Origin of the sequence: Paractinoplanes deccanensis (genome assembly GCF_016862115.1) — a bacterium.
Taxonomy (GTDB): Bacteria; Actinomycetota; Actinomycetes; order Mycobacteriales; family Micromonosporaceae; genus Actinoplanes; species Actinoplanes deccanensis.
In genome coordinates this window covers 53,602-79,163 of record NZ_BOMI01000087.1, presented here as the reverse complement: position 1 = coordinate 79,163, position 25,562 = coordinate 53,602, and the positions used below count along the sequence as shown (strand labels likewise).

The following is a 25,562-nucleotide window of genomic DNA, read 5'->3' as shown; positions in this document are numbered from 1 at the left end:
TCGATGGCGAGCTTCTTGACAACGAGAGACTAGCGGGCCTTTATCTCGATGTCGAGATACTTTCCGTCGAGGGAGTTGGCGTGATGCGTTTCCGCTGGTCAGCGCAGATCGGCGTGCTCCACGACACGGTTCGGGAAGCCGACGCGGGCCGCCCTCAGCATTGCCCGCCCGAGCCGGTCGGTCGTCGTGACGTACTTGGGGGCGATGCGCTCCAGCAGGGGAATCAGCGGGCCCAAGACCGTGTAGGCGGTGTTGTAGAGCCGGGTCTTCGACCGCACGCCCCGGGTCGGCTGGATGATGCCGGGCCGGAAGGCGTAGCCGTTGGGCAGCAGGTCGATGATGTCGCGCTCCGTACGGCCCTTGACGCGAGCCCACATCTGCCGGCCGTTCGGGTTCGTGCCGGCTCCGGAGACGTAGACAAAGGTCGTCCGCCGGTCGAGCTCGGCGAACATGCGCGCCGCGGCCATCGGATAGTCGTACGAGACTCGCGCGTAGGCGGCCTCGTCCAAGCCCACCGCCGACACCCCGAGACAGTAGAAACAGGCGTCGGAGCCGCGCAGCTCGTCGCGGATGGGCCCGAGATCGGCGAAGTCGGCCAGCCGCACTTCCCGCAGGCGTGGATGCGAGATTCCCGTCGGCGTCCGAACGACCGCCAGCACCTGCTCGACGTCGGGCGCGAGCAGGCACTCGTGGAGCACGCCCTGGCCGACCATGCCGGTCGCCCCGAAGATCACGACCTTCATCGGTCCTCCCTCTCGATCAGCTCGATCATGGCACTCGGCGTCTCGTCCGCGGACGGCCAAAAATGTCGTACGGGCGGCCTAGGGTTCTCCCGTGTCCGTTGAACGATGGTCGGCCGCCCAGGTCGAGACGCTCGCGCCCGACGCCGCGTCGGTCAAGGCCGGCCGGGCGCTCTCCGCGCCCATCTCCTGGTCGGCGACCGGGCGGCTCGACGACGTCCTGTGGGGACTGTGCCGTGGCTATCAGGTGTGCGCCGACCTGACCGGCCCGGCGTACAAATGCTCCTGCCCCAGCCGCAAGATCCCGTGCAAGCACGCCCTGGGGCTGCTGCTGCTCTGGGCCGAGACCGGTGTCGCGACCGCGGCGGCCCCCGACTTCGCGCGTGAGTGGCAGGCCGCCCGCGCCGCAAAGGCGGCGGCCAAGCCGCGAGCCGCCGCCACTCCCGATCCCGCCGCCGCGGCCAGGCGAGCCGAGCAGCGCGCCGAGCGGGTGGCCGGTGGCATGACGGAGCTGCGCCGGTGGCTCGACGACCAGGTCCGCCAAGGGCTGGCCGGCGCCCAGCGAGCCGGCCACCAGCCATATGAGGCGATGGCCGCGCGGCTGGTCGACGCGCAGGCCCCCGCCGCGGCCAACGCCGTGCGGCGGCTGGGCACCATCGCGGGGATCGGCCCGCACTGGGCCGACCGCCTGCTCGGTGAGCTGGCCCTGCTCCGGCTGCTCGTCACCGGCTACGACCGGCTTGCCGACCTGCCGCCCGAGCTGGCCGCCACGGTCCGCAGCCGCATCGGGTTCCCGGTCGCCACCGACGACGTTCTCGCCGGCCCGCGCGTCGCCGACCGATGGCAGGTGCTGGGCCAGGTCGAGATCGACGACGGCGCGCTGACCACCCGGCGCACGTGGCTGCGGGGGTCGCGGGGCCGGTTCGCGCTGGTCCTCTCGTTCGCCGCGCCCGGCCAGCCGCTCGTCAGCGATCTCGTCCCGGGCACGGAGTTTCGCGGCGAGCTGGCGTTCTACCCCGGTTCCGCCCCGCTGCGCGCGCTCGTCGCCGGTCGCGACAGCGCCGCCGAGCCGTTCGGCGAGCCCGAGGGCGCCGCGACGATCGCCGACGCTCTGCTCGGCTACAGCGCGACGGTCGCGGCCGAGCCCTGGCGGTACGACGCTCCCGTCCTGCTCGCCGGCGTCGCGCCCAGCGACGACGGCTGGCTGGTCGACCAGACCGGCGCCGCGCTGCCGCTGGCCGCCGGTCACAGCGAACCATGGTGGCTGCTCGCGGCCGCGGGTGGCCGGCCGGCGACCGTGGCGGCCGAGTGGTCGCCCGGCGGTCTGCGCCCGCTCGCCGCGTGGACCGGCGGGACGTTCGTGGCCGCCGGTGTGCCGGTGCCCACGGCCGGCGCCGCCCGGCGCCCGGAGCTGCCTCCGGAGCTGCTGGCCGCCGCGCTGGTCGGCACCAACCGCCGGCCGTGGCCGGGCGACGGTTCCCTGCTCGACGCCGCGGCCGTCGCGCTCGCCCGGCGGCGCGCCGGCGTCCTGCCCGGCTCCGGCCATGCCGCGGTGCCCGCCGCCCCCGCCGAGACCACGGCCGCGCTGCCCCCGGCCGCCGGGGCGCGGCTGCTGCGGATCCTCGGCGAGGGAGTGCCGGGCGGCGCCCAGCTCGCCCAGGAGCTGCTGGGCCAGTGGCTCGCGGCGGCCCGCGAGCTCGGCGCGCACGTCCCGCCGATCGCGTTGCCCGCGCTGCTCGACGCCGGGCGGCGCAACTCGATCATCCGGCCCGCGCTGGCCCGGGTCGCCGGCGAGCGGGGCGTGTGGTTGGCCGCCATGCGCGACGAGTGGCGGTGGCTTCGCGACGAGGCTCCCGTTCCGCCGTCCACCGCGGCCTTCGACTGGCACACGGGCAGCTCCGGCGAGAGGCTGGCGCACCTGGCCGAGCTGCGCCGCAGCGATCCGGGGCGCGCCCGTGAGCTGGTGGAGAGCACCTGGGCCGAGGACTCCTCCGACACCCGGGCCCGCTTCGTCGCCGCCCTCGCCACCGGCCTCTCCGCCGACGACGATCCGTTCCTGGAGCGGGCTCTCGACGATCGCCGCAAGGAGGTCCGCGAGGCCGCCCTGGAGCTGCTGCGGCGCCTTCCCGGCTCCGGCCTGCGCACGAGGATGGCCGAGCGTGCCCGGGCCGCCGTGCGGCGCGAGCGCCGGACGGTGGGCGCCGACCGGCTGATCGTCACCCCGCCGGAGGAGCTCGACGAGGGCCTGCGTCGCGACGGCGTGGCCTCCACCCCGGCGCGCGGCACGGGCGTGAGCGCCTGGCTCCTCGAGGAGGTCGTCGCCGGTGCGCCGCTCGACACGTGGGCCGGCGCCGCCACGATGCTCCGGCTGGCGCGCGGCAACGACTGGGAGTCGCCGCTGCTGCACGGCTGGGCCAAGGCCGCCGTGGCGCAGGAGGACGTCGGGTGGGCGACCGTCCTGCTCCACGAGGTGTCCGGGACGCTGCGCGAATCGGTGCGGTGGGACCTGCACCTCGTGCTGCCCTCCGCCGAGCTGGGCCGGCTCGCGGCCGACGCCCTGCGCCGGGAGGATCCGATGGCCAACAGGCTGCTCGCGATCCATCCGGGCCGGTGGCCCGACGAGCTCTCGGTGGCCGTCCTCGAGACCATCGCCCATCGAGCCCGCAACGACCGGCACAGCTGGCAGCTCGGCGAGTTGTGCCGCGCGGCCGCGCTGGCCATGCCCCCGGCGTACGCGGATCTGGTGGGCCGGCTCGCCCTGCAGCTCGACCAGGAGCCCGCCGACGCGTCCCGGGTGCGGCCGGTCGCCGACCTGGCCCGCACGCTGGCCTTCCGGCAGGAGATGTTCGACGAGCTGAAACAGGCGGCCGGCAAGCCCTGAGCGACACCGTCACACCGTCGGATCCCCGCCGCCGCGGCCCCCGATTTTTGTCAGAGGCAGGCGATAGCGTTCGGTTCTGGCGAAGCATTGCCAAAGCCGGCCGGACGGGCCGTCAGACACGAGGAGTTCGAGTGACCGCATTGCGCCCGCACGCCGAGGATCAGTACGCCGAGGAGCTGGCTGTGCTCGCCTCCACCGACGACCGTCCGCGCCCGCCCGGCTGGCGGCTCTCCCCGCAGGCCGTGGTGACCTACCTGCTGGGCGACGGCGCCAAGATCACCCCGAAATACGTGGGACCACGCCGGCTCATGGAGGTCGCGGTGTCCACGTTGGTCACCGACCGTGCGCTGCTGCTGCTCGGCGTGCCCGGCACGGCAAAGACGTGGGTCTCCGAGCACCTGGCCGCCGCGATCTCCGGCGACTCGACGCTGCTCGTGCAGGGCACCGCGGGCACGGCCGAGGAGGCGATCCGGTACGGCTGGAACTACGCGCGCCTGCTCGCCGAGGGCCCGACCGACGCGGCCCTGGTGCCGAGCCCGATCATGCGCGCGATGCGGACCGGCTCGATCGCCCGGCTCGAGGAGCTGACCCGCGTGCCGTCCGACGTGCAGGACGCGCTGATCACGATCCTGTCCGAGAAGACGCTGCCGGTCCCCGAGCTGAACACCGAGGTGCAGGCGGAGCGCGGCTTCAACCTGATCGCCACGGCCAACGACCGCGACCGCGGTGTCAACGAGCTCTCCAGCGCGTTGCGCCGCCGGTTCAACACGGTGGTGCTGCCCGTTCCCGCGTCGGCCGACGACGAGGTCGAGATCGTGGCCCGGCGGGTGGAGCAGCTCGGCCGCTCGCTCGACCTGCCCGAGGTGCCGGCCGCGCTCGACGAGATCCGCCGGGTGGTGACCGTCTTCCGCGAGCTCCGCAGCGGCCTCACCGAGGACGGCCGCACCAAGCTCAAGTCCCCGACCGGCACGCTGTCCACGGCGGAGGCGATCTCCGTCATCACCAACGGGATGGCGCTGGCGGCCCACTTCGGCGACGGCCGGCTGCATCCCGGCGATGTGGCGGCCGGCATCGTCGGCGCCGTGGTCAAGGACCCGGTCTCCGACGGCGTCGTCTGGCGCGAATACCTGGAGACCGTCGTGCGCGAGCGCGCCGACTGGCGCGATTTCTACCGGGCCGCCCGCGATGCCTGAGCGGCTCTACGGCATCCGTCACCACGGCCCGGGCTCGGCGCGCGCCGTGGTGCAGGAGCTCGCCCGGCAGCGCCCCGAGGTGCTGCTGGTCGAGGGACCGCCGGAGGCCGACGGGCTCGTGCGCTGGGTGGCCGACGCCGGCCTCGAGCCACCGGTCGCGCTGCTCGGTTACGCCTCGGACGACCCGCGGCGGGCGGCGTTCTGGCCGTTCGCCGTCTTCTCGCCGGAGTGGCAGGCGATCCGCTGGGCCGTGGACAACGATGTCCCGGTCCGCTTCTTCGATCTTCCCTTCGCCTACCGCCTGACCGGCGATACCAAGCAGCCCACGCCCGCGCCCGGTGACCCGGGACCGCCCAGCTCAGAAGCCCCGGGCGGGGAGACGGTCGGTCCTGTCGAGGGGGGTCCGGGCGGGGAGACGGTCGGTCCTGTCGAGGGGGGTCCGGGCGGGGAGACGGACGGCCCAGTCGAGGCGGGGCCGGGTGGGGAGGCGGGTCCGCGGCGGCCGGTCGACCCGATCGGCGAGCTGGCCGCGGCGGCCGGATACGACGATCCGGAGCGCTGGTGGGAGGACGTCGTCGAGCATCGGGGCATGCCGGCGTTCGAGGCGATCGCCGAGGCGATGACGGCGATCCGCGACAACTCCCCCGAGGATCCGGACGACCTCGTGCGCGAGGCGTACATGCGCACGGTCCTGCGCGAGACGCGCAAGAAATACTCCGAGATCGCCGTCGTCTGCGGCGCCTGGCACGTGCCCGCGCTGGCGCGCAAGGTCGCCGTCAAGGACGACGCCGCGCTGCTCAAGGGACGCCGGAAAGCCAAGGTCGACTTCACCTGGGTGCCCTGGACGTACGGGCGGCTGGCGTCGTGGTCGGGCTACGGCGCGGGGGTGTCGTCGCCGGGGTGGTATCACCATCTGTTCACCTCCGCCGGCGAGGTGGTGCCGCGGTGGCTGGTGGACGCCGCCGGGGTGCTGCGCAGCGAGGGGGTGCCCACGTCGTCGGCGCACGTCATCGAGGCGGCCCGGCTGGCCGAGGCGCTCGCGACGCTGCGCGGGCGGCCGCTCGCGGGGCTGGCCGAGGTGACCGAGGCTGCCGAGGCGGTGATGTGCGACGGCGAGCCGCTTCGGGTCGAGCTGATCAGCCGCAAGCTCGTGGTGGGCGAGCGCCTCGGCGGGGTGCCCGACGACATGCCCGCCGTGCCGCTCGCCAAAGACCTGGCCGCGCAGCAGCGGGCCGCGCGGCTGAAGCCGGAGGCGCTGGAGCGCGCTCTCGATCTCGACCTGCGCAAAGAGACAGATCTGCGGCGCAGCCGCCTGCTGCATCGCCTTCGCACCATCGAGGTGCCGTGGGGCGAGCCGGCGGCCACCCGGCGGGGCACCGGCACCTTCCGTGAGGAGTGGCGGTTGCGCTGGCAGCCGGAGTTCGCCGTGCGCCTCGTCGAGGGCAGCATGTACGGCACCACGGTCGCGGCGGCGGCCACGGCGAAGGTCGTGCGGGCCGCCGACCGTGCCGAGACGCTGGCCGATGTGACGGCGCTCGTGGAGACCTGCCTGCTCGCCGATCTCGCGGAGGCGTACCCGCAGGTTCTTGCCGCGCTCGACGCACGTGCCGCCCTCGACGCCGACATCACCCATCTGATGGCGGCGATCCCGGCGCTGGCGCGCACCCTGCGCTACGGCGACGTGCGGCGGACGGACCTGGCCGGGCTCGCCACCGTGACCGCGAGCCTGCTCGGCCGGGTGTGCGCCGGGCTGCCGTCGGCGGTCGGCTCGCTCTCCGACGAGGCCGCCAAGCTGCTGCGTGACCGGGTCGACGGGGTGCACGCCGCGGTGGGCCTGCTCGAAGACGACGGCTTGCGGGAGCGGTGGCTGTCCACGCTGGAGTCGCTGGCGGGGCGAGCCGACCTGCACGGGCTCCTGGCCGGGCGGCTCACCCGGCTGCTGCTCGACGCCGGCCGGCTCGACGGCGCCGAGGTGCGCCGGCGCCTTCGGCTGCCGCTGACGGTCGGCACACCACCCGCGCACGGAGCGGCCTGGGTCGAGGGGTTCCTCGCCGGCGGCGGATTGCTGCTCGTGCACGACGAGGCGCTGCTGACGCTGCTCGACGACTGGCTGGCCGACATCCCGGCGGACGCGTTCGACGACGTGCTGCCGCTGCTGCGGCGCACCTTCGGCGCGTTCGACGCCGGCGAACGGCGGGCGATCGGCGAGCGTGTGGCCGGTCCTCGCGGTGCGGCGCGGGACGGCGGCTCGGACGGTCTCGGCTTCGATCCGCAGCGGGCCGACCTGGTGCTGCCCACGCTGAGCGCCCTGCTGGGCCACGACATCGGCCCTGGCGGGCGGGGCGCGATCACCACGTCGGCTGCGAACGGGGAGGTGCGATGAGCCAGGCTGGGGGTGCCGTGGGCACGAACGGTCTCGACGACGCTGCGGAGGATCCGGCCAAGCGGGAGCGGCTGCGGCGCTGGCGGATGGTGCTCGGCGGGCCGGCCGAGGAGGCGCTCGGCAAGGCCGAGGGGCGCGACGGCGCGATGGACTCGGCGCTGGCCGCCCTCTACGACGGGGGCGGGGCCGACGGCGACAACGAGCGCAGCGCCAAGCGGTCGGCGGGGCTGGGCAGTTCGGCGCCGAAGGTGGCGCGGTGGCTGGGCGACATCCGCGAATACTTTCCCAGCACCGTCGTGCAGGTCATGCAGGCCGACGCGATCGAGCGGCTGGACCTCACCCGGCTGCTGCTCGAGCCGGAGATGCTGGCGGCGGTCGAACCGGACGTCCATCTGGTGGGCACGCTCCTGTCGCTCAACCGGGTCATGCCCGAAAAGACCAAGGACGCCGCGCGTCAGGTCGTGCGCACTGTCGTCGAGCAGCTGGAGAAGCGCATCACGCAGCAGACGCGCGCCGCCGTGAGCGGCGCGCTCAACCGGGCGGCCCGGATCCATCGGCCCAAGCACGCCGACATCGACTGGGACCGGACCATCCGGGCGAACCTCAAGCACTACCAGGCCGAGCACCGCACGGTCATCCCGGAACGGCTGATCGGGTATGGGCGGCGGACCACCGCCGTGCAGCGCGACGTGGTGCTGTGCGTGGACCAGTCCGGCTCGATGGCGGCGTCGGTGGTGTTCTCCGGCGTGTTCGCCGCGGTGCTCGCGTCGATGCAGTCGTTGCGCACGTCGCTCGTCGTCTTCGACACGGCGGTCGTGGACCTGACCGATCAGCTGGACGATCCGGTCGAGGTTCTCTTCGGTACGCAGCTCGGCGGCGGCACGGACATCAACCGCGCCATCGCGTACAGCCAGCAGTTGATCACGCGGCCGCGGGACAGCATCTTCGTGCTGATCAGTGACCTGTACGAGGGCGGCGTGCGGGAGCAGATGCTGCGCCGCGTCGCGGAGATGACCGCAGCCGGGGTGCAGGTGGTCGTCCTGCTCGCGCTCTCCGACGAGGGCGCGCCGGCATACGACCACGAGAACGCGGCGGCACTGGCGGCGCTCGGGGTGCCGGCCTTCGCCTGTACGCCCGACGCGTTCCCCGACCTGATGGCCGCGGCGATCGAGCGGCGCGACCTGAAGGCCTTCGCCGAACGCCTCACCGACGAGCGGAAGGCTGGTGGTCGATGACGGGAGACGAGCCGTGGGAACGGGTTGTGAGCGATCCGGCCGGTAACTAGCGTTGGCGGCATGAGTGCTTACTTGAGGAACCCGCACGTCTGGCAGGAGAGCTGGGACCGGCAGCAGGAAGCCTTCATGCCCGACCGGGAGGAGCGGTTCCGGGCGATGCTCGCAGCGGTGGCGGCGGTCACCGAGGGCGAGCCGCCGCTGCTGCTCGACCTGGCGGGCGGGACCGGCACGATCACGCTGCGGGCGCTGGCGCGGTTCCCGGGGGCTCGGGTGACGGTGCTCGACCAGGATCCGGTGCTGCTGGCCATCGCCGCGTCGTCGCTGCGGGAACGGGCGACGATCGTGGACGCCGACCTCGGCGACCCGGGGTGGCGGGCGAAGCTGCCGGAGGAGGGGTTCGATGCGGTGCTGACCGCGACGGCCCTGCACTGGCTGCCCGCCGAGCGGGTGGCGACGCTGTACGGGGAGATCCGCGAGGTGCTGCGGCCGGGCGGGATCTTCGTGAACGCCGACCACATGCCCGAGGAATCGCTGCCGACGCTGTCGGAGCGCCTGCGGGACCACGCCCGGGAGCAGCGCGAGGCGCGCTACGCGACGGGGGCGGCGACGTCGTGGGGTGACTGGTGGGCGGCAGCGGCGGCCGACGAGTTCCTCGCGCCGAAGGCGGTGGAACGTGACCGGATCTATCCGGCCACGCGCCACAGCCAGGAGTGGACCCCGCCGGCGCTGTGGCACGTCGACGCCCTGCGCGTGGCAGGCTTCACCGAGGCCGGCGTGCTGTGGCGCGGCGGCACCGACGCTGCGGTCATCGGCCTCCGCTGACACGCCGCGCGCCGGGCAGCCGCCGTGCGCCGGGCAGCCGCCGTGCGCCGGGCAGCCGCCGTGCGCCGGGCGGCCGGCGCGCGGCGGGGCATGAGTAGCGGAAAATGCCGCGTGTGAGGCGCGGTCTCTTCCCTTCTGGCAAAGTTGCCGGATGGAAGCCAAGATTCGCAGCTACCTTGCTCACTGGACCGTCGTGGTGCCCATCGTGGCGATCGCCGCGCTCGTCCTCACCTGGGGACGCGATCTGCCACCGCCCGTGGTTGTCGTCGTCGCGCTGCTGCTCGGCGGGTCGGTGCTTGCCGCCGTTCATCATGCCGAAGTTGTCGCGCACAAGGTCGGCGAGCCGTTCGGGTCGCTCGTCCTTGCCGTGGCGGTCACCATCATCGAGGTCGCGCTGATCGTCACGCTCATGATCAGCGGTGGGGACAAGGCGCAGTCGCTGGCTCGGGACACCGTCTTCGCGGCGGTGATGATCACCTGTAACGGCCTTCTCGGACTGTCATTGCTCGTCGGCGCGCTTCGCCGGCACGTCGCGGTGTTCAACGCGGAGGGCACCGGCGGCGCCTTCGCCACCGTCGCGACGATCGCCACGCTCAGCCTGGTCCTGCCGAGCTTCACCACGAGCCGGCCCGGGCCGCAGTTCTCGCCGGCGCAGCTCGCCTTCGCGGCGGTGGCGTCGATCGCGCTCTACGGTCTCTTCGTCACGGTGCAGACCCGGCGGCACCGGGACTACTTCCTGCCGATCACCACGTCCGGCAAGGTGATCGACGCGGAGGAGCACCTCGACCCGCCGACCCGGCGGGCCGCGCTCACCAGCCTCGGCCTGCTGCTGGTGGCCCTGATCGCGGTGGTCGGCCTGGCCAAGGGAGTGTCCCCGTCGATCGAGTCGGCGGTGCAGGACGTGGGCCTGCCCAACGGTGTCGTCGGCGTTGTCATCGCCCTCATGGTCCTGCTGCCCGAGACGATCGCGGCCGTCCGCGCCGCCGCTCGCGACCGCATCCAGACCAGCCTCAACCTGGCGATCGGCTCCGCCATGGCGAGCATCGGCCTGACCATCCCAGCCATCGCCCTGGCGATGATCTGGCTGCCCGGCCCGCTCCTGCTGGGCCTCGGCGGCACGCAGATGGTCCTGCTGGCGCTGACCGTCGTCGTCGGCACCCTGACCATCGTCCCCGGCCGAGCCAACGTCCTCCAGGGCGGCGTCCACCTGGCGTTGCTGGCCGCCTTCCTGTTCCTCGCCGCCAGCCCCTGACCCGCCAGCCCTTGACCCGCCAGCCCTTGACCCGCCAGCCCCTGACCCGCCGGCCCCTGACCCGCCGCGGCGACAGGAGCATCGAGACAGTCGCGCACCGAAACCCGCTGGAGCGCGGGTTGGATTTGGGCGGGCCGCGCCCGCGAGGGGGAAGCATGGTGAGGGCCGATCAGGCTGACGTGCGCCTGACCAGCGACGGCTCGTAGATGACCGAGGAGACCTGCATCGCGGGGTCCTCGACGCGGGCCAGGAGGAGGCGGGCGGCCTCGGCTGCCATGTCCTCCAGAGGGTGGCGGATCGTGGTCAAGGGTGGGGCGGCGGCCGTGGCGGCGCTGCTGTCGTCGAAGCCGACCACCGCTATGTCGTCGGGGACGCTTTGCGGGGTTGAGCGCAAGGCCAGCAGGGCGCCCAGGGCCATCAGGTCGTTCGCCACGAAGACGCCGTCCAGGGCCGGGTCCTGGGCGAGCAGGGCGCGCATCGCGGCCTCGCCGCTGTCCTGGGTGAAGTTGCCGCTGGCGGTGGGGAACCAGCCGTGGCCGTGGCGGGCCATGGCTCGGCGGAAGCCGGAGATGCGGTCGAGGCTGGCGGGGACGTCCGCCGGGCCGGAGATCATGCCGATGCGGCGGCAGCCCCTGGCCAGCAGGTGTTCGGCGGCCAGGGCGGCGCCGGTGTCGTTGGCCAGGTCGACGTAGTCGATGGGGACCGGGTCGGCGGGGCGGCCGATCAGGACGGCCGGGATGCCGCCGTCGGTGAGCATGCGGGGCAGCGGGTCGACCGCCGGAAGTGACAGGACCACGGCGCCGTCGGCCTGGCCGCTGCGGAGGTCGCCGACCAGGCGCTTCTTGGCGTCGTCGGTGCCGACGATCTGCAGGGCCAGCTGAACGCCCTCGCGGCGCAGCACGCTCATCAAACCGCCGACGACGCGGCCGAAATAGGGGTCGGCGAAGAAACGGCTCATGAACGGGTCGTCGTCGTGCGCCTCGGAGTCGGAGACGACCAGCGCCACCGTGCCCGTGCGGCGGGTGACCAGCGAGCGGGCCAGGCGGTTGGGCACATAACCGGTCTGGCCGACCGCGTCCCACACCACCTCGTGCAACTGCGGATCGACGTTGCGAATCCCGTTTATCACCCGGGACACGGTCGCCCGTGAGACCCCCGCGACCCGGGCCACGTCCTCCAGGGTCGGGGCCCGTCCACTTCGCATGACCGTCTTTATAGCACATGGAGAGCGCTCTCCCCGGCGCCACGAACAGGCGGTTCCGGAACCGGCGGGACATTGACCGTCGTGCGCGCGAAGCGCAGACTCGGAAAGCGCTCTCCAACGAAAGGAGAAATCTGTGACCCCGCACAGAGCGATCCCCACCGCCCTTCTCGCGGCGGCGCTCACCCTGACCGCCGTGCCCCGGGCGGCCGAAGCCGCCGACACCCTGCTCTCGCAGAACCGCCCGACCCTCGCCTCGTCCACCGAGAACGGCGGCGCCCCGGCCGCCGCCGCGGTCGACGGCAACACCACGACCAGGTGGGGCAGCGCCTGGTCCGACCCGCAGTGGCTGCGCGTCGACCTCGGCTCCACGGCCACGATCACCTCGGTCAAGCTCACCTGGGAGGCCGCGTACGCCAAGGCCTTCCAGCTCCAGACCTCGCCCGACGGCTCCGCCTGGACCACGGTCTACAGCACCACGAACGCCACGGGCGGCACCCAGACGCTGACGGTGACCGGCCAGGGTCGCTACGTCCGCATGTACGGCACGCAGCGCGCCACCGGCTACGGCTACTCCCTGTACGAGCTCCAGGTCTACGGCCAGTACACGAACCCGCCCCCGACCGGAGGCCCCGGCTACGTGCTCGCCGATCCGCCGGTCACCGGCGTGACCCCGTCGACCGCCGTCCCGGCGCCGACCAACCCGCCCACCACGCACCATGAGTTCCAGGCCAACTGCTCGGTGAGCCGCGGCAACCTCAACGACGACCCGATCGTCTTCCCCAACCTGCCGGGCGCCTCCCATTCGCACACGTTCATGGGCAACACCACCACGTACGCCGGCAGCACCCTCGCCACGCTCAAGGCCGGCGGCACGTCCTGCATCACGCCCGGTGACAAGACCGGCTACTGGATGCCGACCCTGTACAACGGCGACACCGTGGTGCAGCCGATCGGCCGCCAGGTCATCTACTACAAGTCAGGGGTCATCGACTACCGCAGCGTGCGCCCGTTCCCCGCCGGGCTGCGCTACGTCGTCGGCAGCCCGCAGGCGACGCTCGAGGACTTCCGCAACAGCCCGGGCGCCGTCGAAGGCTTCGAATGCGGCGACAGCGCGTTCAACTGGGACATACCCGCCACCTGCCCGGCCGGCACTCAGCTCAACGTGCGGATGCAGGCCCCGAGTTGCTGGAACGGCATCCACCTCGACACGCCCGACCACAAGAGCCACATGGCGTACCCGGTCCTCGGGGTCTGCCCCGCCGACCACCCCGTCGCCGTCCCGATGATCGAGTTCAAGATGGCGTGGCCGGTCAGCGGCGACATGCGCAACGTCCGCTTCTCCAGCGGCCGCGGCTACTCGTTCCACTACGACGTCTTCAACGCCTGGGACGCGCCGACACTGGCCGCGCTCACCTCGCACTGCATCAACGGCGGGCTCCAATGTGACCCGCGCGGATTCGACCTCTACAAGCCCGACCGCGGCGCCGCTCTCAACGAGAACTACGAACTGCCCTGACGGATCGACGGGCGCCGGATAACGAAAATCCGGCGCCCGTCTCAATTGGCGGTCTCGATGGTGGAGAGCGCCACTTCCCTGGTGCGCAGGATTTGCAGCGCCAATTGGCGTGTCTGCGGTTCGGTGCCGGATTTCTCTTCGCTGCGGGCCAGATTTCGGCTCTGTTCCAGGTGGGCCTTGATGTGCTTGGTGACGGTCTCGTCGAAGGCGGGACCGGCCAGTTGGGACGCCTCGGCGACCTGCTCGGGGGTGACCATGCCGGGCATCGGCATGCCCTCGTGCGGGTTCTCGTCGGGGAGGCCCGCTCGGGTGTGCAGCTGTTTGAGCAGGCCCAACTCTGCCTGGGTGAAGGCTTTCACCTGGGTCGTCAGGGCGAGGGTGCTCGGGTCGGTGGTGCGTTTCGGGGGAAGGTCCAGGAGGGGCAGCAGTTGTTCGTCCATGGCGATGTTGATTTCGATCCAGGCGAGATCTGTGCCGCCGAAGGGGGAGGGGATCGAAGGGGAGGTGGCGGGTGCAGATTGGGGAGTGTTGCCCGTCGCGGAGCAGCCGCCCAGGGCCAGGGCGGCGATCACCACGAGACGGGGAAAAGCATTCACGTTGGGGAGTGTGGCGTTTTATCGGGGGTGGTGTCAATTCATTGGGGGTTTGGGGGTCCCGGTGCGGCGGGACCCCCAAATTTCAGGCGTTTTGCCAGATGCCCAGCAGGTTGCCCTCGGTGTCGTGGAAGTAGGCGCAGTAGCCCATGTCGCCCACGGGCTGGCGGGGGACTGCCACGGTGCCGCCGGCCTTTTCGATCTGGGCCAGTTTGTCGTCGATGTCGTCCACACCCATGATCAGGACCGGGCCGGTGAACGGTTGCTCTCGGGCGAACATGCCGCCGTTGATGGCTCCCGGCTCGGTGGGTCGACCCTGGTCGTCGGTGTCTGTCGTGGTGGCCATGGTGTATTCCATGCCGGGCACGGAGCCCAGCTGCCAGCCGAAGGCTTCGCGGTAGAAGGTGCGGGCGCGGTCGCCGTCCTCGAACGGGACCTCGAAATGAACGACTTTGTCCATGGTGGGACCTCCTCGACTCGACACTAGGACGGCCGCCGGGGCTAGTAAACGCCCAGCTCCCACAGGGAGTACCCGTACGAGGTGGCGCGCGCCGTGCCCGTCACGCGGACGTAGCGGCCCGAGCCGGTGACCGCCAGGTCGTCGAAGCCGCCGTCGCCGCTCGCCGTGGCGTACAGCGGGGTCCACGATGTGCCGTCGGGTGAGGTCTCCACCCGGTAGGCGGTGGCGTAGGCCGCCTCCCACGCCAGTTGGACGCGGCGGATCGGCTGGACCGAGCCCAGGTCGGCCTGGAGCCACGCCGTGCCGGTCCACTCGCTGGCCCAGCGCGTGCCGTAGTCGCCGTCGACCGCGTACGCGGGAAGCTGCGGGCCGTTCGTGCCGGTCGGCTGGTAGCTCGACGCCGTGACCGGCTTGCCGCGGGCCAGGTTCGGGCCGGGCGCCACCGGCGGGGTCACGCGCACCGACTTCTGCTCGATGCCGACGTTGCCGTGGCCGTCGAAGGCGTACACATAGACCTTCCACACCCCGAGCCTGTCCGGCGCCTTCGCGGTGAAGCCGCCGCTGCCGTTCTCGGTGAAGGTGACGTTCGTCAGGCCCGTACCGCCGGTGATGTGCTTGTCGGAGTACATGAGGTGGTAGCGGATCAGGTCGCCCTGCGGGTCCGTGGCGTCGACCGAGACCGTGAGGTTCCCGCCCGCCGGTACGGAGGTGGGCACGGTCATCGCCGTGATCTCCGGCGGCGTGTTCGCGGGCTGCTGCCCGGTGTACGCGCGCATCAGCGAGTAGTAGCCGTGCCGCCGCCAGCCGCCGGTGAACGTGTTGAGCCAGACGCCGCCGAAGTCGTTCTCGAGGCCGTAGTGGAACTCGGTGGCGCCCAGCGCCACCGTCGGGTGCGCGGCGATCGTGTTCCAGCTGTTCGTGTAGCCGTCGCGCTTCTGCAGGTCGGTGGGCTCGGCCGGCACGCCGTTGACGTCGTCCGGCACCTCCCACTCACCGGCCGGGCCGGCCTCGGTGACGATGTACGGCTTCGTGTAGCCGCCGGCGACCCAGTCGTTGTAGACGTTGCCGATCGCGCCGTACGAGTTGACCGCGAGCAGGTCCAGGTCGGGCGCGTACTGCTTGTAGTAGGGCCAGGCCCCGGTGTACGCGTCGGTCGACGTGACCGGGTGGTTCGGGTCGGCCGCGTGGATGGCCTGCGCGACCTGGTTGACGAACTTGGCGTAGCCGACACGCCGCGCCTCCACCTCGGCGGCGGACAGGCCGTGATCCTGCATCGTCAGGATGACCTCGTTGCCGACGTCCCACATCAGCACGCCCGGATGGCTCTTCAGCGCGTTGACCCGGTTCACGATCTCCGTCTTGACCGAGCTCATGTACGCGGTGTCGTTGACATAGTCGGCGCCCTGGTTGAGCCAGTGCCCGACGATCACCTTGATGCCCTGCCGGGCGGCCCGGTCGAGCAGCGTCGGCGTGTTCGCGTCGTCCACGCCCCAGGTGCGGATCGTGTTGACGCCCATGCTCGCGAGGTCGCGCATGTAGCCGTCGGCGGCGGCCTGCGGCGGCCCGTACGTCAGGCCCTTGACCTGGTAGTTGCCGCCGTTGACCTGGAGGCGCCAGTTGCCCTGGGTTCCGGTGACCTTGACGACGCTCGGGCCGGTGGGCAGCGGCGGGTCCGTCATCGGCGCCGGCGTGCCGCCGGTCGCGCGGGCGACGCTCACCGAGTCGACGCTGAGCACGCCGCCGGAGGTCGTGTCGGCGGTGGGGGTGGTGCGGCCGGCGACCGCGTTCGGCAGCGAGCCGCCGATCGCCAGGTCGAGCCGGAGGAAGAAGCCGTGCTGCACGGCGGCCCGCCACGCGGTGACGCCGGCCTGCGACTCGCGGACCACCCAGGTCTGCCGGCCGTCCAGGTAGAAGCGGATCTCCTCGTCCGTCTTGGTGCGGTCGATGACCTGCGCATATTCGTGGTAGCCGGTCTTGCAGCCGGTGCAGGACGCGAAGCCGGAGGACCGCCCGGTGTACTCGGCGCAGGGGCCGTCCGGCGCGGTGCCGCAGTGCAGGGTCTGCGCGAGCTGGCCCCGGCCGTTGACGTCGGTCATGATGTCGGTCTCGCCGATGCCCGGCCAGTTGGTGTAGTTGCCGCGGAACGCGGCGCCGGTCGCGCGGAAGCCCGGCCAGTAACCGAGCGCGTTGGCCACGTCCGGCTGTTTGATCACCGCGCTGAAGCGGGTCAACGTGCCGGGCAGTGGCGCGAAGTCGTCGCGGGTGGTCTCGATGCGGCCCGACGTCCAGGCGCCGGCGCCGTCGCGCACGGCGCGGATGGTGAGCTTGCCGGCGCCGTCCAGGGCGACGTTCGCGCTGCTCGCCGTCTCGACCGAGCCGGTGCCCCACTGGGCCGCGCCGCCCGGATACGACGTGCCGGTGCGGACCAGCCAGTCGGCGGTGTTGAGCGTGGTGCCGTCGAAGGTGTCCTGCCAGATCGTGGTGTAGGGATCGGCGGGGGTGGTGCCCGTCGTGCCGTACACCTGGAACTCCCACAGCGAGTAGCCGTAGCCGCCGCTGCGCGCGGTGCCGTAGAGGCGCACGTAGCGCCCGGTGCCACTCACGGTGAGCGTCTCGGTGCCACCGGCGCCCTGCGCGGTGGCGTGGACGCGGGTCCAGGTCGTGCCGTCGGCCGAGGTCTGGATCTCGTACGCCGTGCCGTAGGCGGCCTCCCACTCCAGCGTCACGGAGGTGATGGTGGCCGTGGCGCCGAGATCGACGCGCAGCCACTGGGGATCGGCGAACTGGCTCGACCAGCGTGTGCCGGGGTTGCCGTCGGTGGCGTTGCCGGCCGCGGTGTCGCCGGTCTCCTGGGACGAGGCGGTGGTGGGGCGGCCCTGGGACAGCAGGGTGCCGGCCGCCCGGGCGGGGCCCTGCGCGACGGTCAGAAAAGCCGCGACCAGGGACAACACAATCAGGGGGACGAGTTTGTGAGTGCGCACGGGGACTCCTGGGGATGGGAAAGCGCTCTCCAACGGTGCCCGAAGTGTTGCGCCAGGCTTTCAGGCATGTCAATAGATCGCGCGAGTTCCGGTCCCCAGAAGCCGATAGTGGGAGAGCGTTCTCCGGCTATTGCAGGAACGCGCCGAGCGGCGACAGCAGCAGGCGGTTGAGGTCCGAGGCGACGCGGTCGAGGCCGGCGCGCTCCTTGTCGAGGGCGCCCATGTCGTGCCGGAAGCCCCAGAGCTTCTGCGCGTTGCGCCAGGCGACGTTGCGCGTGTATTCCACGGCCTCACCCTGCCACCAGTCGTCGAGGCAGCCGTTCATCATGTCGATCAGCAGCTGCCACTTCTCGAGGTAGCCGCGGCGCAGGCCGGGGATCGAGTCGGCGAAGATCTCGTTGATGACCAGGTAGTCGTGGTGCTGATCGCTGTCGTCGACCGGCTCGGTGCCCAGGTGGTCGAACGTGGTCACCAGCGCGAACGGCAGGTCGTAGTTGATGTGGGCGTTCACGCCGGCGCAGGCCGACGGGAGCGGGCGGCAGTCCGGGCCCGGGATCCGCGCGAACAGGGTGGACCACACCTGCGGGCAGCGCGGGCTCGACCCCGAGCCGGCCCAGGCGCGCAGCGCGTCGAAGTAGCGCGCCGCGAACTCGACGTCGAGCCGGGACAGGAACGCCGGGTCCTTGAACTCGCCGTCGTAGAGCTTCTCCAGCACGCCCTCGGTGATCGTCAGGTACAGCTTGTTGAAGTCACCGAGCGGGTTCTCGCGCAGCAACGGGGGCACCCGCATCAAGATGTCCTGCAGCTTGGTCAGCTGGTCCACCACGGCGGGCACGTCGTCGGGGTATCCCTGCAGGAGATCGGACATCTCCTGCTGCACGGGTCCCCAGACCGACTGAGTCATCGGTTCCTCCACGGGCGATCTCGGCGGAGGGCCCCCAGCACCACCCGGCGGCGGTGGCCGCCGGGTGGTGCTCCCCCGTGCGACCAGCCTTCCACCGGCTACGTACGGGGGGATCGGTAGAACTACGTATTCGCGCGGCTTAGGTCACGGGAACGTAACGACGGCTACGCCGCGGTGAGGTAGACCCGGCTCGCCTGCACCCGGGTGCGCACCTGGAGCTTGTCGAAGATGTGCCCGACGTGCACGCCGACGGTGCGCTCGCTGATGAACAGCCGCTCGCCGATCTCGCGGTTGGTCAGGCCCTCGGCCAGCGCCGCCAGCACCTCGCGTTCGCGCTGGGTGAGGGCGCCGAGCTCGTCGCCGGGCTCCGGCTCGGGCGGGGACATCGGCACGGTGTCGGCGTCGTCGGCGAGCGCCACCCGGTAGCGCTGGGCGACCGAGACGATCTCGGCGGCGAACGGGCGCGCACCCATCGAGACGGCCGTCGCGTACGCCTCGCGCAGCGGGGTCACCGCGCTGGCCCGGCGCGCCTTGCGCTGCAGGATCGCCTCGGCCTGGCGCAGCCTCGCGTACGCGGCGGGGTAGGGCTGCTGGCGCTTGTCCCACACGCCGGCCGCGCGCGCCCACGGGGCCGGGTCGGGGCGCCCCTCGATCCGGCTGATCTCGGCGGCGCAGAGGTCGAGGTAGGCGTCGACGACGGCCCTGACCTGCACCGCCGCGTTGCCGACCCCGGCCTCCATGCGGGACACGGCGGCCTTGAGCCGGCGCAGCGCCAGCGGGTCGACCGGCTCGCCGGCCGCGTGCGCCTCGGCCTCGGCGCGCAGGCCGTGCCAGGCCAGGATGCCGATCAGCACCAGGTCGTCGGAGCGGGTCTCGGTGAGGCCGCGCTGCACCGCGGCGCGCGCCTCGGGGAACCGGGCCAGCCACATCGCCTGGCCGGCACGCAGCGTGAGCATCGGCAGCACGTGCCGGGCGCCGCCGCCGGCGAGCAGGGTGGCGGCCGCGTCGAGGTCGCGGTGGGCCGCCTCGACGTCGCCGAAGCCGACCCAGAGCCGGCAGCGGGCCAGCAGCAGCTCGACCGCCTCGGCGCCGGACGGGCGGTGGCGCATCGCCGTGTCGAGCACGGCGTCGGCCTCGGCCCACTGACCGACCCGGAACAGGCCGTTCGCGGCGATCGCGAGCAGGCGTGACGCGTACGTGCGGCTGGCCTTGCCGGCGCCGCGGCGGGCGACCAGCACGCCCTCCTCGATGCTGTTGAGCGGGCCGGCCAGCAGCTCGGCGAGGTGGAGGTAGGCGACGCCGATCTCGTCAGGGTGGCCGCTGCGCTCGGCGATCTCGACCGCCTGGCGCAGGACCGCCAGGCCGGCGTCGGGGTCCTCGCGGAAGGCGGCGCTGTAGCCCAGGGCGGCGCTGGCGCGGACCAGGTCGGCGCTGTCGGCCCCGGCCATCTCGAGCGCCTCGCGGGCGCGCTCGTTGGCGTCGGCGTAGCGGCCCAGGTGCACCAGCAGCTCGGCCAGGTGGGCGGCGGCGGACGCGCGCTGTGCCGGGCTGCAGTCGGGCGCCTCGAGGGCGTGCACGTACTCGGCCTCGGCGGTCGCCGTGCGGCCGGCGGCGGTCAGGTAGCGCGCGCGGCGCAGGTGCAGGTCGCAGGCGCTGGGCGCGTCGGCGCGGGCGGCCAGGTCGTCGAGGCGGGCGAGGGCGCGCTGGTGCTCACCGCAGCGGTGGGCCGACTCGGCGGCGTGCGCCAGCAGCTCGGTGCGCTCGGGCGCGTCGTCGGTGGTCAGCTCGAGCGCCGTCGACCAGTGACGATGCGCCTCGGTGAAGCCGTAGAGGGCCTCGGCGTCGCGGGCGGCGGCCACCACCGAGGGCAGCGCCCGGGCGGGCTCGCCGGCGCGCTGCCAGTGGTGGGCCAGGCGCGCGTGGTCGAGCGGGGCGTCGCCGGACTCCAGCGCCTCCGCGTAGCGGCGGTGCAGGGCCGTGGCCTCGGCGGGCAGCACCTCGCCGGCCAGGATCTCGGAGACCAGGCGGTGGCGCAGCCGGTAGCCGTCCTGGTCGCTGATCACGAAGCGGTGGGCGACGGCGGCGCGGATCGCCTCGATCAGCCTGTCCTCGGTCAGCGGCACGATGCGGGCCAGGACCGCGTGGGCGACGGGCTCGACGCCGGCCGCGATCGCGCGGACCACCGCGTACGCCTCCGGGGGTAGCTCGTCGACGCGGGACAGGAAGATCTCGCGCAGCGTGTCGGAGAGCTCGACGCGGCCGTCGCGCAGGTCGCGGGCCAGCTCCTCGGCCACGAACGGGTTGCCGCCGCTGCGCTTGTAGACGCGCTCGGCGTCCTCGGGGTCGACCGCCGGGCCGGCGATCGCGGCGACCAGCTCGACGGTCTGCTCGCGGTCGAGCGGGGCCAGGTCGACGACTCGTACGGACCGCAGCCTGCGCAGCTCGGCCAGCACCTTGCGCAGCGGGTGGGCGCCGTGCAGGGCCTCGGCGCGCACCGCGGCCAGCACCGCCAGGGGCACGTCGCCGAGCCCCGCGAGCAGGTAGAGCAGCAGCTGACGGGTGCTCCGGTCGGCCCACTGGAGATCGTCGAGGACGAGCAGCAGCCGGCGGCCGCCGGCGACCTCGCGCAGCGCCTGAGACACGCGGTCGAGCAGGTCCCCGGCGTCGGCGGGCTGGACATTGTGGTCGAACTGCCGCAAGGCCTGAAGAACAGGGTGCAACGGGGACGCGTCGCCGATGTCGAGGCAGGTGCCGGACAGCACGGCGAAGCCCGCGTCCCGCATCGCCGTGGCGGTCTCGCGCAGCAGCCGGCTCTTGCCGACACCGCTCTCCCCGGTGACGAACACCGCGGACGTACCGCCCGGGCCCGCGTTGCGCAGGTCGGACTGGATCTGGGTCAGCGTGCCGGCGCGCCCGACAAGCGGCCCGTCCTCCTCCTCGCTGGCCATGGTGCGCAGCCTAGTGCGAAGTGACCTAGCACGTTGTCGGCGGTTCGGTCTGTTCTGCGTCACATAAGTGACGGGCTCTCCAGGTGTCAGAGATACGTCGTTCTGCAGATCCGCGAAGTGGACCGCGGCTGGCACCGTTCAGCCGGGGCACAGCACGGAACTGGGGGAGCGTGAGACATGACCGCAATCGCTATGGCGGAGCAGGAGCGGCGTCAGACCGTCACCGTCCTTTTCATCGACATCGTGGGCTACACCTCGCTGATCGACGACCTGGACTGCGCGGTCGTCCGCGCGTTGCAGCGCGACTACTTCGGCATCGTGTCCGAGGTGGTCCGCTCCGGCGGGGGAGTGGTGGAGAAATACGTGGGCGACGCGGTCATGGCGGTGTTCGGCACCGACGAGACCGGGTTCGGCCCGGATGCGGCCGCTTCGGCGGTGCGGGTGGGCCTGTCGGTCCAGGAGGCGTTGAGGGGGCAGCTCCTGGCCGGCAGGTTCGCTGTGCGGACGCGGGTGGGCATCGCCACCGGCGACGTGATCGTCGATCTCGCGGCGACCCGCGAGTTCGGGCACGGGATGATCAGCGGGAGCGTGGTGAGCACGGCCGCCCGGTTGCAGGCGTACGCGCCGCACGACACCGTGGTGGTTTGCTCGTCCACCCGTTCGGTTACTGACGAGCTCATCGCGTACCAGGAGTTGCCGCCGGTGCGAGTGGCCGGCAAGCCGTACCCGCTGGACCTGTTCCGGGCTCTCGAGCCGCAGGGGGTCCTCTGCGTGGCGTAGCTCACCCCGCGTTACTTTTGTCGGTATCGTCCGGTTCTTCGGTGGCCGGTACCGGCTCGGTTGGCGGGAAGTGTCGGAGGCTCCCGGTAGGCTCGCCGCGACCTGACCACCACCAAGGCCGATCGGGAGTGCCACCTCGTGACCGCGGAGATCCTGTACGGGGCCGATGACCTCACGCACCTGGAGGGGCTTGACGCCGTCCGGAAGCGACCGGGCATGTACATCGGCTCCACCGACAGCCGGGGCGTCAACCACCTCGCCAACGAGATCATCGACAACGCCACCGACGAGGGTGTGGCCGGCCACGCCACTAAGGTGGCCGTCTCGCTCTACGCCGACGGGTCGGTGCAGGTCGAGGACGACGGCCGGGGCATCCCGACCGACGTCAACGCCAAGTCCGGGCTCAACGGCGTCGAGCTGGTGATGACCCGGCTGCACGCCGGCGGCAAGTTCGGCGGCGCCGGCTACAAGACCTCCGGCGGCCTGCACGGCGTCGGCGCGTCCGCGGTCAACGCCCTCTCGCTGCGCTTCGACGTGCAAGTCAAGCGCGACGGCAAGGTCCACGAGATCTCGTTCCAGCGCGGCGTGCCCGGCGTCTTCGACGGCCCCGGCCCGCAGGCCAAGTTCCACCCCGAGTCCGGCCTGCGCGTCGTGCGCCGGATGAAGCGCGGCGAGCCGAGCGGCACGACCATCCGCTACTGGTACGACGCGCGTTACTTCGAGACCGGCGCCGGGCTCGACGTCGAGTCGGTGCGCGCCAAGCTGCGCAACACGGCGTTCCTCGTCCCCGGCGTGATGTACACGTTGCGCGACGAGACCGCCGAGGAGCCGACCACCGAGACGTTCCACTTCCCGCGCGGGCTCACCGACATGGTCGAGTTCCTCACCCACGCGGGCGACAAGCCGGTCTCCGGCGTCCTGCTGGTCAACGGCGAGGGCACCTACAAGGAGAACGCCGCCGACGCGAACGGCGTCATGCAGTCCAACGTCGAGCGCCGCGCCGAGGTCGAGATCGCCTTCCGGTGGGGCACCGGATACGAGCGCACCGTCGAGTGCTTCACCAACACGATCCGCAACATGCACGGCGGCACCCACCGCAAGGGCTTCGAGCGTGCCCTCGTGCGTGCCCTCGGCGAGGCCATCCGCAACACCCGCGGGCTGCTCAAGCCCAAGGAGGACGTGCCGGTCCTCGACGACATGCTCGAGGGCATGACCGCGGTGATCCACGTGCGGGTGCCCGAGCCGCAGTTCACGTCGCAGACCAAGGACGAGCTCTCCACCGCCGGCGTCACCCGCACGGTGCAAAACCTGGTCGAGGCCCACGTCAAGGAATGGATCGACGGACGCAAGACCAAGGCCGAGGCCCGCACGGTCCTGCAAAAGATCGTCGACGCGGCCCGCGTGCGCCTCACCCAGAAGCAGCAGAAGGACGCGGCCCGCCGCAAGACGGCCCTCGAGGGCGCGTCGATGCCGCCCAAGCTGGTCGACTGCCGCGCCACCGGCATCGCCCAGTCCGAACTGTTCATCGTGGAGGGCGACTCGGCGCTCGGCTGCTTCACCGGAGACACGCTGGTTGCGTTGGCCTCCGGCAAGGCGCGCAGCTTCGCCGATCTCGCCGCCGACTGGCAGCGCGGCGTCACCCACTTCGGTTACACAACCAACAAGGCCGGCCGCGTCGTCGTGGCGCCTCTGGCCGAACCTCGGCTGACCAAACGTGACGCTCCGCTGGTGCGAGTGACCTTGGACAACGGCGAATCGGTCCGGTGCACGCCCGACCACCAGTTCCGCCTGCGTGACGGCTCGTACCGCCGGGCGGACCACCTGGCTCCCGGCGACTCGCTGATGCCTCTCTACCGGTCGGTCTCGGCGACATCGGCCGGGGACAACTTGAACGGCTACGAGAAGGTATGGATGAACGACCGCGAGGAGTGGGTCTACACCCACTACGTCGCGGACGGCCACAACTTGCGGACCGGCGCCGACACCATCGCGAACGGCGTAGTCCGGCACCACATCGACTGCAACAAGCGCAACAACGATCCCCGCAACCTGCGTCGTATGACCCCCGAGGCTCATCTCGCGTTGCACGCGGCGATGATGGAGGACAATCGCGACCGGATAGATGAGGGTTTCCGTGCGTGGTTGGCGTCCGGCGGGAGGGCGTTCAAGTCCGCGATGCTGTCGGCCCAGTGGCAGGACCCTGACTTCCGTGCCGCGTGCCTGCAGCGTCTGGCGGATCGTAACGCCGATGGCGAATTCAGGGCTCGGCTGGAGCGCGGCTTCCGAGACTGGTTCGCCGGCCTCGATGAGCAAGAAAAAGCTGCCTACGGCGAGCGTATGCGCGCATATCAGGCGGAATATTGGAAATCTCCGGAGCGCCGGCGGATCGCGGCCGAGCGAGTTCGGGCGTTCTTCGCCGATCCCGACCGCCGGGCCGAGTGGAGCGAGCGGTCCAAGGAGCAATGGCTCGACGAAGGACTGCTGAAGTGGCGGGCCGCGCGTACTCGGGAGCAGTTCGCCGATCCGGCCGAACGCGAGCGCCAGCGCGCGGCGGTCACGGCCTGGCATGCCGAACACCCGGAGTTCGGCGAGCGGCATGCCGAACTGATGCGTCGCCGGCTGCACGATGATCCTTCGCTGATCACCAAGCTGCACGCCGGTCGTGACGAATACCTCCGGACCGTCTCGACCGAGGACCGGGTCGCCGCCCAGAATGACGGGCGGCGGCGTGCCGCGCTCAAGCGGCTGCGCCCGTTCATCACCTTGCCGGACGACAAGCTTGCCCAGGCGTACGAAGCCGACCGGCTCGCCCACGCGCGGACCGGCTTTCGATGGGAGCGCCTGGTCGAATCCTACGACGGGGATGTCACGCGCTTGCGGGAGGCCGCGACTCAGGTGAATCACACGGTCGCGACGGTGGAGGCGTTGACCGAGACCGCGGACGTGTACGACCTCACCGTCGACGGCTACCACAACTTCGCCCTCGAGGCGGGAGTGTTCGTCCACAACAGCGCCCGGATGGCACGCTCCTCGGAGTATCAGGCACTGCTGCCCATCCGTGGCAAGATTCTCAACGTCCAGAAGGCCACCCTCCAGCAGGTGCTCGACAACGCCGAATGCTCGGCCATCGTGCAAGTGCTGGGCGCGGGCTCCGGCCGCACGTTCGACCTGGCGGCACTGCGCTACGGCCGCGTCATGATCATGGCTGACGCCGACGTCGACGGATCACACATCCGGACGCTGCTCATCACGCTGTTCGCCAAGTACATGCGGCCGGTCATCGAGGCGGGCCGCCTGTTCGCGGCCATGCCTCCCCTACACAAGATCGTGACCAAGGGCCGCAATTCGGAAACGATCTTCACTTATACCCAGCAGGAGATGGAGAGCACCGTCGCGCGCCTGGAGCGGGAGGGCAAGTCTGTGGTGAAGCCGGTCCCACGGTTCAAGGGTCTTGGCGAGATGGACGCCGAGGAGCTTTGGGACACGACCATGAACCCGGCCACTCGCACGGTGCGACGGATCACGCTGGACGACGTCGAGCGGGCCGAGGGTGTGCTGGAACTGCTGATGGGTGAACGTGTCGAACCCCGGCGGAACTGGCTCATCGAGTCGTCCGGCCGGATCGACGAAGAGGCCATCGACGCCTGACCGGCGTACCGAGAGGAAATGG

Annotated in this window: 16 protein-coding genes; 9 read left to right on the top strand and 7 right to left on the bottom strand. The window is 71.8% G+C overall.

The window, feature by feature from the left end:
• Positions 1-98: 98 nt before the first annotated feature.
• Positions 99-743: a Rossmann-fold NAD(P)-binding domain-containing protein gene (locus tag Ade02nite_RS23015; RefSeq protein ID WP_203767385.1), complete on the bottom strand. Its 645-nt coding sequence runs from the start codon at positions 741-743 to the stop codon at positions 99-101.
• Positions 744-834: 91 nt separating this feature from the next.
• Between Ade02nite_RS23015 and Ade02nite_RS23010 the strand changes: the two genes are divergently transcribed.
• The 6 genes from Ade02nite_RS23010 (at position 835) to Ade02nite_RS22985 (ending at position 10,506) form a co-directional block, all read left to right on the top strand.
• Entirely contained in the window at positions 835-3,621 is a 2,787-nt protein-coding gene (locus Ade02nite_RS23010) for an SWIM zinc finger family protein (protein ID WP_203767383.1), read from the top strand.
• Positions 3,622-3,752: 131 nt separating this feature from the next.
• Positions 3,753-4,814 carry an ATP-binding protein gene (locus Ade02nite_RS23005; protein ID WP_203767381.1) on the top strand — a complete coding sequence of 354 codons (1,062 nt, stop codon included), beginning with the start codon at positions 3,753-3,755 and terminating at the stop codon, positions 4,812-4,814.
• On the top strand, positions 4,807-7,197 hold the full coding sequence (locus Ade02nite_RS23000) for a DUF5682 family protein (RefSeq protein ID WP_203767379.1): 2,391 nt from the start codon (positions 4,807-4,809) through the stop codon (positions 7,195-7,197). The genes Ade02nite_RS23005 and Ade02nite_RS23000 overlap by 8 nt, the downstream gene beginning before the upstream one ends.
• On the top strand, positions 7,194-8,432 hold the full coding sequence (locus Ade02nite_RS22995) for a VWA domain-containing protein (protein ID WP_239168976.1): 1,239 nt from the start codon (positions 7,194-7,196) through the stop codon (positions 8,430-8,432). The genes Ade02nite_RS23000 and Ade02nite_RS22995 overlap by 4 nt, the downstream gene beginning before the upstream one ends.
• Before the next feature lie 60 nt (positions 8,433-8,492).
• A complete protein-coding gene (locus tag Ade02nite_RS22990; protein WP_203767377.1) occupies positions 8,493-9,254 on the top strand; it encodes a class I SAM-dependent methyltransferase in 762 nt (253 codons plus the stop codon).
• 151 nt (positions 9,255-9,405) lie between these two features.
• Positions 9,406-10,506, top strand: coding sequence for a calcium:cation antiporter (locus Ade02nite_RS22985; RefSeq protein ID WP_203767375.1), 1,101 nt, complete (start codon positions 9,406-9,408; stop codon positions 10,504-10,506).
• Positions 10,507-10,675: 169 nt separating this feature from the next.
• On the opposite strand, the gene Ade02nite_RS22980 is transcribed toward Ade02nite_RS22985, so the two are convergent.
• The gene (locus tag Ade02nite_RS22980; RefSeq protein ID WP_203767373.1) at positions 10,676-11,710 is read right to left on the bottom strand and encodes a LacI family DNA-binding transcriptional regulator; all 1,035 of its coding nucleotides are present in this window, start codon (positions 11,708-11,710) and stop codon (positions 10,676-10,678) included.
• 133 nt (positions 11,711-11,843) lie between these two features.
• Here Ade02nite_RS22980 and Ade02nite_RS22975 point away from each other — a divergent pair, with 133 nt between their 5' ends.
• Positions 11,844-13,226: a DUF1996 domain-containing protein gene (locus Ade02nite_RS22975; RefSeq protein WP_203767372.1), complete on the top strand. Its 1,383-nt coding sequence runs from the start codon at positions 11,844-11,846 to the stop codon at positions 13,224-13,226.
• A 41-nt stretch (positions 13,227-13,267) separates the two neighbouring features.
• Here the strand turns inward: Ade02nite_RS22975 and Ade02nite_RS22970 are convergent, their stop codons facing one another.
• From Ade02nite_RS22970 to Ade02nite_RS22950, 5 genes are all read right to left on the bottom strand, one after another.
• Positions 13,268-13,822, bottom strand: coding sequence for a DUF305 domain-containing protein (locus Ade02nite_RS22970; protein WP_203767370.1), 555 nt, complete (start codon positions 13,820-13,822; stop codon positions 13,268-13,270).
• A gap of 82 nt (positions 13,823-13,904) precedes the next feature.
• Positions 13,905-14,279, bottom strand: coding sequence for a VOC family protein (locus tag Ade02nite_RS22965; protein ID WP_203767362.1), 375 nt, complete (start codon positions 14,277-14,279; stop codon positions 13,905-13,907).
• A gap of 41 nt (positions 14,280-14,320) precedes the next feature.
• Entirely contained in the window at positions 14,321-17,260 is a 2,940-nt protein-coding gene (locus tag Ade02nite_RS22960; protein WP_203767360.1) for a discoidin domain-containing protein, read from the bottom strand.
• Positions 17,261-17,387: 127 nt separating this feature from the next.
• Positions 17,388-18,164, bottom strand: coding sequence for a DUF5995 family protein (locus Ade02nite_RS22955; RefSeq protein WP_203767348.1), 777 nt, complete (start codon positions 18,162-18,164; stop codon positions 17,388-17,390).
• A gap of 164 nt (positions 18,165-18,328) precedes the next feature.
• Positions 18,329-21,112 carry a helix-turn-helix transcriptional regulator gene (locus Ade02nite_RS22950; protein WP_203767345.1) on the bottom strand — a complete coding sequence of 928 codons (2,784 nt, stop codon included), beginning with the start codon at positions 21,110-21,112 and terminating at the stop codon, positions 18,329-18,331.
• A 177-nt stretch (positions 21,113-21,289) separates the two neighbouring features.
• Between Ade02nite_RS22950 and Ade02nite_RS22945 the strand changes: the two genes are divergently transcribed.
• Both Ade02nite_RS22945 and Ade02nite_RS51080 read left to right on the top strand, forming a co-directional pair.
• Positions 21,290-21,892, top strand: a complete 603-nt coding sequence (locus Ade02nite_RS22945) for an adenylate/guanylate cyclase domain-containing protein (protein WP_203767342.1) — start codon at positions 21,290-21,292, stop codon at positions 21,890-21,892.
• A gap of 102 nt (positions 21,893-21,994) precedes the next feature.
• Entirely contained in the window at positions 21,995-25,540 is a 3,546-nt protein-coding gene (locus Ade02nite_RS51080; RefSeq protein WP_307871225.1) for an ATP-binding protein, read from the top strand.
• The last annotated feature ends 22 nt before the right edge of the window (positions 25,541-25,562 follow it).

Bases quoted from the DNA above. Each gene is read 5' to 3' on its own strand.
- Ade02nite_RS23015 (WP_203767385.1), bottom strand. From the start codon at position 743: ATGAAGGTCGTGATCTTCGGGGCGACCGGCATGGTCGGCCAGGGCGTG.
- Ade02nite_RS23000 (WP_203767379.1), top strand. From the start codon at position 4,807: ATGCCTGAGCGGCTCTACGGCATCCGTCACCACGGCCCGGGCTCGGCG.
- Ade02nite_RS22995 (WP_239168976.1), top strand. From the start codon at position 7,194: ATGAGCCAGGCTGGGGGTGCCGTGGGCACGAACGGTCTCGACGACGCT.
- Ade02nite_RS22990 (WP_203767377.1), top strand. From the start codon at position 8,493: ATGAGTGCTTACTTGAGGAACCCGCACGTCTGGCAGGAGAGCTGGGAC.
- Ade02nite_RS22985 (WP_203767375.1), top strand. From the start codon at position 9,406: ATGGAAGCCAAGATTCGCAGCTACCTTGCTCACTGGACCGTCGTGGTG.
- Ade02nite_RS22980 (WP_203767373.1), bottom strand. From the start codon at position 11,710: ATGCGAAGTGGACGGGCCCCGACCCTGGAGGACGTGGCCCGGGTCGCG.
- Ade02nite_RS22965 (WP_203767362.1), bottom strand. From the start codon at position 14,279: ATGGACAAAGTCGTTCATTTCGAGGTCCCGTTCGAGGACGGCGACCGC.
- Ade02nite_RS22955 (WP_203767348.1), bottom strand. From the start codon at position 18,164: ATGACTCAGTCGGTCTGGGGACCCGTGCAGCAGGAGATGTCCGATCTC.
- Ade02nite_RS22950 (WP_203767345.1), bottom strand. From the start codon at position 21,112: ATGGCCAGCGAGGAGGAGGACGGGCCGCTTGTCGGGCGCGCCGGCACG.
- Ade02nite_RS22945 (WP_203767342.1), top strand. From the start codon at position 21,290: ATGACCGCAATCGCTATGGCGGAGCAGGAGCGGCGTCAGACCGTCACC.